Annotated in this window: 8 protein-coding genes; 6 read left to right on the top strand and 2 right to left on the bottom strand. The window is 66.5% G+C overall.

Annotated features, from left to right (window positions below; genetic code table 11):
- Positions 1-61 precede the first annotated feature (61 nt).
- The 5 genes from C8261_RS11555 (at position 62) to C8261_RS11535 (ending at position 9,196) form a co-directional block, all read left to right on the top strand.
- Positions 62-598 (top strand): shikimate kinase, encoded by a 537-nt coding sequence (locus C8261_RS11555; RefSeq protein ID WP_107493876.1) that lies wholly within the window; start codon positions 62-64, stop codon positions 596-598.
- On the top strand, positions 580-1,665 hold the full coding sequence (gene aroB, locus C8261_RS11550) for a 3-dehydroquinate synthase (RefSeq protein WP_107493875.1): 1,086 nt from the start codon (positions 580-582) through the stop codon (positions 1,663-1,665). Before C8261_RS11555 ends, aroB begins: the two co-directional genes overlap by 19 nt.
- A complete protein-coding gene (locus C8261_RS11545; RefSeq protein WP_107493874.1) occupies positions 1,662-2,786 on the top strand; it encodes a deoxyguanosinetriphosphate triphosphohydrolase in 1,125 nt (374 codons plus the stop codon). Before aroB ends, C8261_RS11545 begins: the two co-directional genes overlap by 4 nt.
- 268 nt (positions 2,787-3,054) lie before the next feature.
- Positions 3,055-7,728, top strand: a complete 4,674-nt coding sequence (locus C8261_RS11540) for a glutamate synthase-related protein (protein ID WP_107493873.1) — start codon at positions 3,055-3,057, stop codon at positions 7,726-7,728.
- Between the two features lies 1 nt (position 7,729).
- A complete protein-coding gene (locus tag C8261_RS11535) occupies positions 7,730-9,196 on the top strand; it encodes a glutamate synthase subunit beta (RefSeq protein ID WP_107493872.1) in 1,467 nt (488 codons plus the stop codon).
- A 211-nt stretch (positions 9,197-9,407) separates the two neighbouring features.
- On the opposite strand, the gene C8261_RS11530 is transcribed toward C8261_RS11535, so the two are convergent.
- On the bottom strand, positions 9,408-10,595 hold the full coding sequence (locus C8261_RS11530) for an acetate/propionate family kinase (RefSeq protein ID WP_107493871.1): 1,188 nt from the start codon (positions 10,593-10,595) through the stop codon (positions 9,408-9,410).
- Positions 10,592-12,004 (bottom strand): bifunctional enoyl-CoA hydratase/phosphate acetyltransferase, encoded by a 1,413-nt coding sequence (locus C8261_RS11525; protein WP_107493870.1) that lies wholly within the window; start codon positions 12,002-12,004, stop codon positions 10,592-10,594. Before C8261_RS11525 ends, C8261_RS11530 begins: the two co-directional genes overlap by 4 nt.
- A 179-nt stretch (positions 12,005-12,183) precedes the next feature.
- On the opposite strand from C8261_RS11525, the gene glmU reads away from it, so the two are divergent.
- Positions 12,184-13,551, top strand: coding sequence for a bifunctional UDP-N-acetylglucosamine diphosphorylase/glucosamine-1-phosphate N-acetyltransferase GlmU (gene glmU / locus C8261_RS11520; RefSeq protein ID WP_107493869.1), 1,368 nt, complete (start codon positions 12,184-12,186; stop codon positions 13,549-13,551).
- Positions 13,552-13,553: the final 2 nt, after the last annotated feature.

The raw sequence follows: 13,553 nt of genomic DNA, 5'->3' as shown, positions 1-13,553 counted from the left end.
CGGAGTTCCATCGCCTGATGGAACTCCGGCCTCCTTGTTTCATCTCTGCACAAAGACGGGCGTGGATCGAATCGTACTGATCGGCATGATGGGGGCCGGCAAGACCACCATCGGAAAGGAACTGGCCAGGCGCAGCGGGATGCGCTTCGTCGATTGTGACCACGAGATCGAGGCGCGTACCGGGGTGAAGATTCCGACCATCTTCGAAATCGAGGGCGAGGAGGGCTTCCGGCGCCGGGAAAGTCAGGTTATCGATGAACTGACCTCCTGCGACGGGCTGGTGATCGCCACCGGCGGGGGCGCCGTCCTCGATCCGGGCAATCGTGCGTTGCTCGCCGAGCGTGCCGTGGTGATCTATCTCAACGTCCCGCCCCAAGTGCTGTGGGAACGTACGCGGCATGACCGCAACCGCCCGCTGCTGCAGGTACCCAACCCGCGCGAGCGCATCTTCGCGCTGCATCGTCAGCGTGATCCGCTGTACCGGGAGGTGGCGCACATCATCGTCGATGGGGGGCGTGGCAACCCTGGGGCGATGGTCAGACAGATTCAGAAAGCACTGGAAAACCGCAGGACGGGACCATGCACACCCTCGACGTAGCGCTCGGCGAGCGCGCTTACCCCATCCACATCGGCCGCGGTCTGCTCGATGACCCCGCGCTCATCCTCGGGCGCCTGCAGGCACCGCGCGTGGCCATCGTCACCAATGACCGTGTCGGTCCGCTCTATCTCTCGCGCCTGCAGGGCGCGCTGGAGGGCAACGGCGTGCGCGTTGACAGCGTCGTGCTCCCCGATGGCGAGGCGTACAAGGACTGGCAGACTCTCAATCTGATCTTCGATGCGCTGCTCGGCGCGCGCTGCGAGCGCTCGACCACGGTCATCGCGCTCGGCGGCGGTGTGGTTGGCGACATGGCCGGGTTTGCCGCAGCCACCTACCAGCGTGGCGTGCCCTTCATCCAGATCCCGACGACCCTGCTGGCCCAGGTCGATTCTTCAGTCGGTGGCAAGACCGCGATCAACCATCCGCTGGGCAAGAACATGATCGGTGCTTTCTACCAGCCGCGCCTGGTCATCGCCGACACCGCCACCCTCGATACCCTGCCCGAGCGCGAACTGAAGGCCGGACTCGCGGAGGTGATCAAGTACGGCCTGATCCGCGATCTGCCCTTCTTCGACTGGCTGGAAGCCAACATCGACAGCCTGCTCGAACGCGATCCCGCAGCGCTGGCGTGGGCGATCGAACGCTGTTGCCGCAACAAGGCGGAGGTCGTTGCGGCTGACGAGACCGAGAAGGGCGAACGCGCCCTGCTCAACCTCGGCCATACCTTCGGCCATGCCATCGAGACCGCGCTGGGTTACGGCACCTGGCTGCACGGCGAGGCCGTGGCTGCCGGTACGGTGATGGCAGCGGAGCTGTCGCGCCGCCTGGGCTGGCTCCATGGCGCCCAGGTCGAGCGCGTGCGTACCCTGTTGCGCAGGGCGGGTCTGCCGGTGAGCGGTCCGGCGCTGGGCGCCGAGCGCTATCTCGACCTGATGGCCCACGACAAGAAGGTCGAGGCCGGGCAGTTGCGGCTGGTGCTGCTGAAGGACATCGGTGCCGGGGTGGTCAGCGCGACGGCCGACAGCGCCGACATCGCCGCAGCCATCGAAGCGTGCAGCGTGCGATGACCGCCCTGGCACCGTGGGCGGTCGACGAGGCCCATTCGCGCGGCCGTGTGCACGCCGAGCCCGCCCCGCTGGAGCGCTCCGAGTTCCAGCGCGATCGCGACCGCATCGTCCATTCGACCGCCTTCCGGCGCCTCGAATACAAGACCCAGGTGTTCGTCAACCACGAAGGCGACCTCTTCCGCACCCGTCTCACCCACAGCATCGAGGTGGCGCAGATCTCCCGCAGCATCGCCCGCATCCTCGGGCTCAACGAAGATCTTGCGGAGGCCATTGCGCTCGCCCACGATCTTGGCCACACGCCGTTCGGACATGCCGGGCAGGAGGCGCTGAACGCCTGCATGAAGGATCACGGCGGCTTCGAGCACAACCTGCAGTCGCTGCGTACCGTGGATGTGCTGGAAGAGCACTATGCGGCCTTCGACGGCCTCAATCTCACCTTCGAGACTCGCGAGGGCATACTCAAGCACTGCTCGCGCAGTAACGCCGAGTCCCTCGGAGAGCTCGGCCGCCGCTTCATCGACGGCACCCAGCCGTCGCTGGAGGCCCAGCTTGCCAACCTCGCCGACGAAATCGCCTACAACAACCATGACATCGATGACGGTCTGCGCTCAGGGCTGATCACCCTCGAACAGCTCGATGCGGTTGCCATCTTTGCCGACAATCGCACTGCGGTGGCGCGCCAGTGGCCAGGCCTGGGCGGCCGCCGGTTGATCCACGAGACCATCCGCCGGATGATCAACCAGATGGTGCTCGACCTGACTGCGCGCACCCGCGCCAACATCGCCGCCGCTGGCGTCGGCAGTCTTGCCGAGGTGCGCGCCGCTCCGCGCCTGGTGGCCTATTCCGATACCCTGCTGCCGCAGCTGCGCGAGCTCAAGACCTTTCTGCGCACGCACCTCTACCAGCACTATCAGGTGCTGCGCATGACCGACAAGGCACGGCGCATCGTCGCCGACCTCTTCGCCGCCTTCATGGCCGACCCCCGCCTGCTGCCGCCGCAGTATCAGGCGCGCGCGCAGGCCGACAAGGCGCGTGCAATTGCTGACTACATTGCCGGGATGACCGATCGCTACGCCATGCGCGAGCATCGCCGACTCTTCGCCGTCGGCGAAATCCACTGAGCACCATGCGGCCGCGGGGCAAAGCGGCACCGATGGCGCAGTGCAAAAAAATCTTGTAAGCCCCTCTTTCTGGGGGTATATTCGTCGACCGCTCTCGTAAAAGGGCAGCGAGCGCCCGTGTGCGCCGCAAGGACAGTGCCGGTGCTGGTAGGCCCGGCCTTTTTTTGCGCGATGCACTAATTTGGTGCGCTTTTTGCTTCGCTTTGCAGCGCCTGAATCGTGCCGGATGCAAGCGTCCGGCGACCGTGTTGTTTCGAGGAAGAACGAAATGGATCTCCCCCAGAAGCAGGGTCTGTACGACCCGGCCAACGAACACGACGCCTGTGGCGTGGGCTTCATTGCCCACATCAAGGGTAACAAGACCCACGACATCGTCCTGCAGGGCCTCGAGATCCTCAAGAATCTCGACCACCGCGGCGCGGTCGGCGCCGATCCCCTGCAGGGTGACGGCGCGGGCATCCTGATCCAGATTCCGGACCAGCTGTATCGCGAGGAACTTGCCGGGCGTGGCATCCACCTGCCGTCGGCCGGCGAGTACGGTGTCGGCATGGTGTTCATGCCCAAGGAACGCGCCTCCCGCCTGGCCTGTGAGGAAGAGATCGAGCGCGCCGTGCGCGCCGAGGGTCAGATCGTCCTCGGCTGGCGCGATGTGCCGGTGAATCGCGAGATGCCGATGAGCCCGGTGGTGCGTGCCGCCGAGCCGGTGATCCGCCAGGTCTTTGTCGGGCGCGGTCCCGACGTCATGGTCACCGAGGCCCTCGAGCGCAAGCTCTACGTCATCCGCCGCCGTGCCGCCAACGCCATCAATGCGCTCCACCTCAAGCACGGGCAGGAGTTCTACATGGTCTCCATGTCCGCGCGCACGGTCAATTACAAGGGTCTGCTGCTGGCCGGACAGGTCGGCGAGTACTACCTCGACCTGGTCGATCCGCGCACGGTCTCCGCGCTTGCCCTGGTACACCAGCGCTTCTCGACCAACACCTTCCCGAAGTGGAACCTCGCTCACCCCTTCCGCTACATTGCGCACAACGGCGAGATCAACACCCTGCGCGGCAACTACAACTGGATGCGCGCGCGTGAGAAGGGCGTGCATTCGCCGCTGCTCGGCGACGACCTGCAGAAGATCTGGCCGCTGATCTATCCCGGCCAGTCGGATTCCGCCGCCTTCGACAACGCGCTCGAACTACTGGTGATGAGCGGCTACTCGATGGCCCATGCGGTGATGATGATGATCCCCGAGGCCTGGGAGTCGCACACCCACATGGACGAGCGCCGCCGCGCCTTCTACGAGTACCACGCGGCGATGATGGAGCCGTGGGACGGCCCCGCTGCGGTGGCCTTCACCGACGGCCGCCAGATCGGCGCCACGCTGGACCGCAACGGCCTGCGTCCGGCACGTTATCTGGTCACCGACGACGACCTCGTGGTGATGGCCTCGGAGTCCGGCGTGCTGCCCATCCCCGACAGCAAGATCGTCAAGAAGTGGCGCCTGCAGCCGGGCAAGATGTTCCTCATCGACATGGAGCAGGGCCGCATCATCGATGACAAGGAGCTCAAGGAGTCGCTTGCCAGCGCACGTCCGTACGCCGAATGGCTGTCGCGCATCAACATCAAGCTCGACGGCCTCGAAGCGCCGGCCCAGGCCAGCGCGCCGGAGTGCGCGGCGACCATGCTCGATCGTCAGCAGGCCTTCGGCTATACCCAGGAAGACATCAAGTTCATCCTCGAGCCGATGGGCAAGGCCGGCGAGGAAGCCACCGGTTCGATGGGCAACGATTCTCCGCTGGCCGTGCTGTCGGCCAAGGAGAAGCCCCTCTACAACTACTTCCGCCAGCTCTTCGCGCAGGTCACCAACCCGCCCATCGACCCGATCCGCGAGCAGATGGTGATGTCGCTGGTGTCCTTCATCGGCCCGCGTCCCAACCTGCTCGAGATCAACGAGATCAATCCGCCGTTCCGCCTCGAGGTGTCGCAGCCGGTGCTCGATTTCGCCGGCATGGCGAAGATCCGCAACATCGCGCGCTACACCAACAACAAGTTCCGCTCCGCCGAACTGGACATCTGCTATCCGGTGGCCTGGGGCAAGGAAGGCGTCGAGGCGCGCCTCGCTTCGCTGTGTGCAGAGGCCGAGGATGCAGTGCTGCAGGGCTACAACATCCTCATCGTCTCCGACCGCAAGGTGGATGCCGACAGCGTCGCCATCCCGGCGCTGCTGGCGTTGTCCGCCATCCACCAGCACCTGGTCACCAAGGGCCTGCGCACGCGCGCCGGCCTGGTGGTGGAAACGGGCACCGCGCGCGAGATTCACCACTTCGCCGTGCTCGCCGGTTACGGCGCCGAGGCGGTGCATCCCTATCTCGCCCTTGAGACCCTGCAGCAGCTTGCCGGCGACGGGGAGAGCGGCGAGAAGTACGTCAAGCACTTCGTCAAGGCGGTCGGCAAGGGGCTGATGAAGGTGATGTCGAAGATGGGCATCTCCACCTACATGTCCTATACCGGCGCACAGATCTTCGAAGCCGTGGGTCTGCAGCAGGCCCTGCTCGACAAGTACTTCACCGGCACTACCAGCCAGGTCGACGGCATGGGTGTCTTCGAGGTCATGGAAGAGACCATCCGCCTGCACAGGAAGGCCTTCAGTGCCGACCCGGTGCTCGCCGAGATGCTCGAGGCGGGCGGCGAGTACGCCTATCGCGTGCGTGGCGACGAACACATGTGGACGCCGGAGGCCATCGCCAAGCTGCAGCACTCGACGCGCTCGGGCAAGTACGACACCTACAAGGAGTACGCCCGCATCATCAACGACCAGAGCAAGCGTCACATGACCTTGCGCGGGCTCTTCGAACTCAAGCCCGCCGGCGCCCCGGTGGCGCTCGACGAGGTCGAGTCGGCCAAGGACATCGTCAAGCGCTTCGCTACCGGTGCGATGTCGCTGGGTTCGATCTCCACCGAGGCGCACAGCACGCTGGCGATTGCCATGAACCGTATCGGCGGCAAGTCCAACACCGGCGAAGGCGGTGAGGACCCGATGCGCTTCAAGCCCATCACCCAGGCCATGAAGCTGTCGCAGATCATCGGCGAGAGCCGCATCGAGCGCGACCTCGAACTGCAGGCCGGCGACAGTCTGCGCTCGGCGATCAAGCAGGTGGCCTCGGGGCGCTTCGGCGTCACCACCGAGTACCTGGTCAACGCCGACCAGATCCAGATCAAGATGGCCCAGGGCGCCAAGCCCGGTGAAGGTGGCCAGCTGCCCGGCCACAAGGTCTCCGAGTACATCGGCTACCTGCGTCACTCGGTGCCGGGTGTCGGCCTCATCTCGCCGCCGCCGCACCATGACATCTATTCCATCGAGGATCTGGCCCAGCTCATCCACGACCTGAAGAATGCCAACCCGCGTGCCGACATCTCGGTCAAGCTGGTCTCGGAGATCGGCATTGGCACCGTTGCCGCGGGTGTCGCCAAGGCCAAGGCCGACCACATCGTCGTTGCCGGCCACGATGGTGGCACCGGGGCTTCGCCGTGGAGCTCGATCAAGCACGCCGGGTCGCCGTGGGAACTGGGCCTCGCCGAGACCCAGCAGACCCTGGTGCTCAACAACCTGCGCGGGCGTGTGCGTCTGCAGGTCGACGGACAGATCAAGACTGGTCGCGACGTCGTCATCGGCGCCCTCCTCGGCGCTGACGAGTTCGGCTTCGCCACCGCGCCGCTGGTCGTCGAAGGCTGCATCATGATGCGCAAGTGCCACCTCAACACCTGCCCGGTGGGGGTCGCGACCCAGGATCCCGAGCTGCGCAAGCGCTTCTCCGGCCAGCCCGAGCACGTGGTGAACTATTTCTTCTTCATCGCCGAGGAAGTGCGCGAGCTGATGGCCGAGCTGGGCATCCGCAAGTTCGACGACCTCATCGGCCGCGCCGACCTGCTCGACATGAAGCCCGGCATCAGCCACTGGAAGGCCCAGGGGCTCGACTACTCGCGCATCTTCTACCGCCCCGCGGTGGCCGACAGCGTCGCCCGCCTGCATGTCGATACCCAGGACCATGGCCTCGACAAGGCCCTCGACCAGCAGCTCATCAAGCTTGCTGCGCCGGCGCTGGAAAAGGGCGAGCGGGTCAGCATCGACCTGCCGGTGCGCAACATCAACCGCACCGTGGGCGCCATGCTCTCCGGCCGTGTGGCGGAGAAGTACGGCCATGCCGGGCTGCCCAACGACACCATCCACGTCAGGCTGAGCGGTACCGCCGGTCAGGCCTTTGGCGCCTTCCTGGCGCGCGGGGTGACCCTGGAACTGGTCGGCGAGGGCAACGACTACGTCGGCAAGGGCCTCTCCGGCGGCCGTATCGTCGTCCGTCCGCAGGCCGAGTTCCGCGGTACCACCGCGGACAACATCATCGTCGGCAACACCGTGCTCTACGGCGCCACCGAGGGCGAAGTGTATTTCGCCGGCGTGGGCGGCGAACGCTTCGCGGTGCGCAACTCCGGCGCCACTGCGGTGGTGGAAGGCGTGGGCGACCACGGCTGCGAGTACATGACCGGCGGCACCGTGGTGGTGCTCGGCCAGACCGGGCGCAACTTCGCCGCCGGCATGTCCGGCGGCGTGGCCTACGTGCTCGACGAGGACGGCAGCTTCGCGCAGCGCTGCAACATGGCCCAGGTCGACCTCGAGCCGCTGCCCGACGAGATCGAGGCGCGCAAGGGTTCGGAGTCCGGCGATGAGCTGGAGTCGCATGGGCGCGTCGATATCGACCACCTCGGCATGGGTGACGAGCTCATCCTCAAGGGGCTCATCGAACGCCATGCACGCTTCACCGGCAGTCCGCGGGCCCGCCAGATTCTCGACAACTGGGCGAACTGGCGCGGGCGCTTCGTGAAGGTCTTCCCGCATGAATACCGTCGTGCGCTGGCAGAGATGGCCGCGCAAAAGCAACAGCAACTGGAGGCCGCTTGAGATGGGCAAGCCAACCGGATTTCTCGAACACCAGCGCGTTGCCGAGGCCTATGAGCCGGCCGCCCAGCGGGTCAGCAACTACAAGGAGTTCGTCGCCCGCCTGAGCGACGAGCAGGGTGCGGTGCAGGGCGCGCGCTGCATGGATTGCGGCATTCCGTTCTGCAACAGCGGCTGCCCGGTGAACAACATCATTCCGGACTGGAATGATCTGGTCTACCGCGGCAACTGGGCGCAGGCCATTGAAGTGCTGCATTCGACCAACAACTTCCCCGAGTTCACCGGGCGCATCTGCCCGGCGCCCTGTGAGGCGGCTTGTACCCTCGGGATCAACGCCGATCCGGTGGGCATCAAGTCCATCGAGCGCGCGATCATCGACAAGGCCTGGGAGCAGGGCTGGGTGAAGCCGCAACCGCCCGCCGCGAAGACCGGCAGGAAGGTTGCCGTGGTCGGTTCCGGCCCCGCCGGCCTGGCGGCCGCACAGCAGCTTGCGCGCGCAGGCCACGACGTCACGGTGTTCGAGAAGAGCGACCGTATCGGCGGCCTGCTGCGCTACGGCATCCCCGACTTCAAGATGGAAAAGCAGCTCATCGACCGCCGCGTCGAACAGATGCAGGCCGAGGGCGTGAGCTTCCGCACCCGCGTGCTGGTCGGTGCCAAGGAGTTGCCGGCGGGCATCGTCAACGATGCCACCACGGTGATTTCCGCCGATGAACTGCGGCAGGGCTTCGACGCCGTCATTCTTGCCGGTGGCGCAGAGGTGCCGCGCGACCTGCCGGTGCCCGGGCGCGAGCTCGCCGGCGTGCATTTCGCCCTCGAGTTCCTCATTCCGCAGAACAAGGAGGTCGCCGGCGACCGCGCCAACCCGATTTCCGCCAAAGGCTGCAACGTGGTGGTGATCGGCGGCGGCGATACCGGTTCGGACTGCGTAGGCACCAGCTACCGCCACGGTGCGGCCTCGGTGACCCAGTTCGAGGTGATGCCGCAGCCCCCGGAGCAGGAGAACAAGGCGCTGACCTGGCCGTACTGGCCGATCAAGCTGCGCACCTCCTCCTCCCACCTCGAAGGTGAGACCCGCCGCGAGTACGCCATCGGCACCAAGGAGTTCATCGGCGAGAACGGCAAGCTCACCGGTGTGCGCACCGTACGCCTGGAGTGGAAGGATGGCCGCATGAGCGAGGTGGCCGGTTCCGAGGAGGTCTTCGCGGCCGAGCGCGTCTTCCTCGCCATGGGCTTCACCAACCCCGTCGGCAGCGTGCTCGACGCCTTCGGAGTCAGCAAGGACGGCCGCGGCAATGCCCAGGCAAATACCGACGGTGCGGGCTGCTACGCCACCAACGTTGCCGGGGTGTTCGCTGCCGGCGACATGCGCCGTGGGCAGTCACTGGTGGTGTGGGCGATTCGTGAAGGCCGTCAGTGCGCGCGCGCCGTTGATGAGTTCCTGATGGGTGAAAGCGTATTGCCGCGATGACGGAATCGCCCACGAGGGGGAGTTGACGATTGCGGGCCGGTCGGCCCGCAAGGCGCGAAGGCCGTCAGTGCGCGCGTGCCGTTGATGAGTTCCTGGTGGGTGAAAGCGTATGACCACGCTGAAGCCGCCGGTGATGGAGTGAAAAAGGGCGACCCGCGGGTCGCCCTTTTCTTGTCTGGCTGCGTCGGAGCGCAACCGAGAGCAGGACACATCAGCCGTTCAGCAGCTCTACCGTGTAGCGCGCGATCATGCCTTCCTCGTTGGTCGGCACCACCGCCACGGCGACTCCGCTGTCGGGCAGGTCGATGCGGCTGGCGTGGGTGTTGTTGGCCTCGGCGTCGATGCCAACCCCCAGCCACGCGGACAGTTCGACAACGCGGGCGCGCACTGCCGCGGCGTGCTCGCCGATACCGCCGGTGAATACCAGCGCATCAAGTCCGCCGGCGGCTGCCGCCAGGGAGCCGAGCTCGCGGGCGATGCGGTAGCAGAACAGCTCCACCGCCTCGCGCGCCTCGGGGGCGTCGGAGGCGAGCAGGGTGCGCATGTCCTGACTGATGCCGGAGACCCCGAGGAGACCGGATTCCTTGTACAGCAGTCGGGTCAGGGCCTTGGCGTCCATGCCCTTCTGCTCCATCAGGTAAAGCAGTACGCCGGGGTCGAGACTGCCGGTACGGGTGCCCATCATCAGGCCCTCGACGGCAGTGAAACCCATGGTGGATGCCACGCTGCGGCCGTCGCGCAAGGCGCACATCGACGCGCCGTTGCCGAGGTGGGCGATGATCACGGCGCCCCGCGCGCGCTGCTCGCCGATTACCGCTGGCAGCTGGCGGGCGACGTAGTCGTAGGAGAGGCCGTGAAAACCGTAGCGCTTCACCCCTTCGGCGCTCAGTGCGCGCGGCAGCGCAAAGGCCTGGGCGACGGCGGGCTGGGTGCGGTGAAAGGCGGTGTCGAAGCAGCCGACCTGCGGGATTTCCGGCAGCAATGCACCTACGGCGCGCACGGCACGCAGGTTGTGGGGCTGGTGCAGGGGAGCCAGCGGGACGTACTCGTCGAGTTCGCGCAGCACCCCTTCGGTGAGCCGCACCGGTGCGCTGTAGCGTTCGCCGCCATGAACCACGCGGTGGCCGGCAGCAACGATCTCCAGATTGGGGTTGTGGGCCGCCAGCCAGCGGAACAGGTGGGTGAGCGCATCGCGGTGCTGCGCCGACTGTTCGCCTGTGGTGGTGACCGCCTCGTGGTAGCGCTCGCCGTTGCTGTCACGGGCGGAGAGTTCGGGCACTGCGCCGATCCCTTCTACCTGTCCGGACAGCGCGGGTTGCTCGGCAAGCACCGGATCGACGGGGAAGAGCGCGAACTTGAGGCTGGACGAACCGGCGTTGAGGACGAGGACGGCCTTCATGCGAGCAGTGCCTCACGCTTGCGGTGGGCCATCAGCTGCACGATGGCGCAGGAGGCGGCGCGGGTCTCGGCCGTGTCGGCACGGCTGGTCAGCACGATGGGTACGCGCGCGCCCAGCACCACGCCGGCCATCAGCGCATCGGCGAGGTATTCGAGCTGCTTGGCCACCATGTTGCCGGATTCCAGATCCGGCACTACGAGGATGTCGGCATTGCCGGCCACTGCGGAGCGGATGCCCTTGGTCTTGGCGGCGACCAGCGATACCGCGTTGTCGAAGGCCAGCGGGCCGTCGAGCAGGCCGCCCTTGATCTGGCCGCGGTCGGCCATCTTGCACAGTGCGGCGGCGTCGATGGTGGAGCGGATCTTCGAGGTGACGGTTTCCACCGCCGAGAGGATCGCCACCTTGGGTTCGGCCAGCCCCAGCACGTGGGCCAGATCGATGGCGTTCTGGATGATGTCGACCTTGGTTTCCAGCGAGGGCTCGATGTTGATCGCCGCGTCGGTGATCATCAGCGGGTGCGGGTAGGTCGGCACGTCGGCGAGGAATACGTGGCTGATGCGGCGGGCGGTACGCAGGCCGCCTTCCTTGGAGATCACCGCGCTCATCAGCTCGTCGGTGTGCAGCGAGCCCTTCATCAGCGCCTCGGCACCGCCGTCGCGGCAAAGTGCCACGGCAGCCTCGGCGGCGGCGTGGCTGTGTTCGACGTCGACGATGCGGAAGCCCTTGATGTCGATGCCGTGTTCTTCCGCGGTGGCGCGGATCTTCGCTTCCGGCCCCACCAGGATGGGGTCGACGAGACCGGCGGCGGCCGCCTGCACCGGGCCGCGCAGGGATTCGGCATCGCAGGGGTGGGCGACGGCGATCGGAATCGGGCTGAGGCCGGAGCTCACCGACAGCAGGTGGCGGTAGCGCAACTCGCGGTCGGAAATGGTCACCTCGGGCAGATTGACCCGCGGGCGCTTGATCTTCTCGGTCGGGGCGAGCACCTCGGCGGTGCCGTCGATGACCTTCAGGCCGTCCTGGTTGACCGCCAGGCAGTCGAACACCATGTGGTGGTTGTGCTCGAACTTCTCGCGGCAGGTGACGGTGATGGTCAGCGTGTCGCCGATCGAGATCGGCCGCCAGAAGCTCAGCCCCTGGGAGACATAGACTGTGCCTGGGCCGGGAAACTCGGTGCCGAGGACGGTGGAGATCAACGTGCTGCCCCACATGCTGTGCCCGACCACCTCGCGGAACTGGCTGGAGCGCGCGAATTCGGGATCAACGTGCGTGGGGTTGACGTCGCCCGACATCACCGCGAAAAGATGGATGTCTTCCGGACGCAAGGTGCGGATGAGCTGGGCAAAGTCGCCGACCTGGATCTCGTCGAAGGTGCGGTTCTGGATGAACTGGACTGCTGCGTGCTCCATGATGGTCTCGCTATATGCATTGCAACATCAGGATTCTAACGGCGATTCATGACTTTTTTCAGATTATCGTGCGCGCGCAAGTGCATTGCAGCATGGGCCGTGCGTGACCTGTTCCGCAGCGGAAGCACAGTGCCCCCATGGTAGAATCGCGGCCGGATTTCTATGCCTCCGGAGTGCTCATGGAAGTAGTGGTTCTTGCCGCCGGCCAGGGCAAGCGCATGCGTTCGGCCTTGCCCAAGGTGTTGCAGCCGCTCGCCGGCCGCCCGCTGCTTGCGCATGTGCTCGATACTGCGCGCCGGCTCGGCGCAGCGCGTATCTGCGTGGTGCATGGGCATGGTGGCGAACAGGTGCGCCAGCGCCTCGATGCCGCCGACCTGTGCTGGGCACTGCAGGCCGAACAACTCGGTACCGGGCACGCCGTCCGCCAGGCGCTGCCGCTGCTCGGCGATGAGGCGCAGGCCATGGTGCTGTACGGCGATGTGCCGCTGATCACCCCGGCCACGTTGCAGCGTCTCGCCGCCGCCGCTGGCGGCGGACGGCTGGCCCTGCTCACCGTGGAGCTCGAAGACCCCACCGGCTATGGCCGCATCCTGCGCGACGGCAGCGGGCGCGTCATCCGCATCGTCGAAGAAAAGGACGCCAGCGCCGCCGAGCGCGCGGTGCGCGAGGTCAATACCGGCATTCTCGTCGCCCCGGTTGCCCGCCTGCGCGACTGGCTGGGCCGCATCGGCAACGACAATGCCCAGGGCGAGTACTACCTTACCGACATCATCGGCCTCGCCGTGGCAGACGGCGTCGAAGTGGTCAGCGAGCAGCCCGCCGCGGCATGGGAGACCCTGGGGGTGAACAGCAAGCCGCAGCTCGCCGAGCTCGAACGCATCCACCAGCGCAACATCGCCGCCCGCCTGATGGACGACGGCGTCACCCTGATCGATCCGGCGCGCCTCGACGTGCGCGGTGAGCTGATCTGCGGGCGCGATGTCGAGATCGACGTCAATTGCGTCTTCGAGGGCCGCGTGGAGCTCGCCGACGGCGTGCGCATCGGCGCCAACTGCGTGATCCGCGACGCCGTCATCGGCGCCGGCAGCCGCATCGCCCCCTTCTCCCACGTCGAAGCCACGCGCATGGGCGAAGCCTGCGTGATCGGCCCCTACGCGCGCACCCGCCCCGGCACCGAGCTCGGCGCGGACGTGCATCTGGGTAACTTCGTCGAAGTGAAGAACAGCCGTATCGCCGACCACTCCAAGGCCAACCACCTGGCCTACGTGGGCGACGCCGACGTCGGCAGCCGGGTCAACATCGGCGCCGGCACCATCACCTGCAACTACGACGGCGCCAACAAGCACCGCACGGTGATCGAAGACGACGTCTTCATCGGCTCCGACACCCAGCTGGTGGCCCCGGTGCGCGTCGGCGCCGGCGCCACGCTGGGGGCGGGCACCACCCTCACCAAGGACGCGCCCGCCGGCCAGCTCACCGTCTCGCGCACCAGACAACTCAGTCTCGCCGGTTGGCAGCGCCCGGTGAAGAACAAGCAAGGAAACTGACC

Origin of the sequence: Pseudothauera lacus (assembly GCF_003034845.1) — a bacterium.
GTDB classification, from domain to species: Bacteria; Pseudomonadota; Gammaproteobacteria; order Burkholderiales; family Rhodocyclaceae; genus Pseudothauera; species Pseudothauera lacus.
This window is presented reverse-complemented; position numbering and strand designations above follow the sequence as displayed.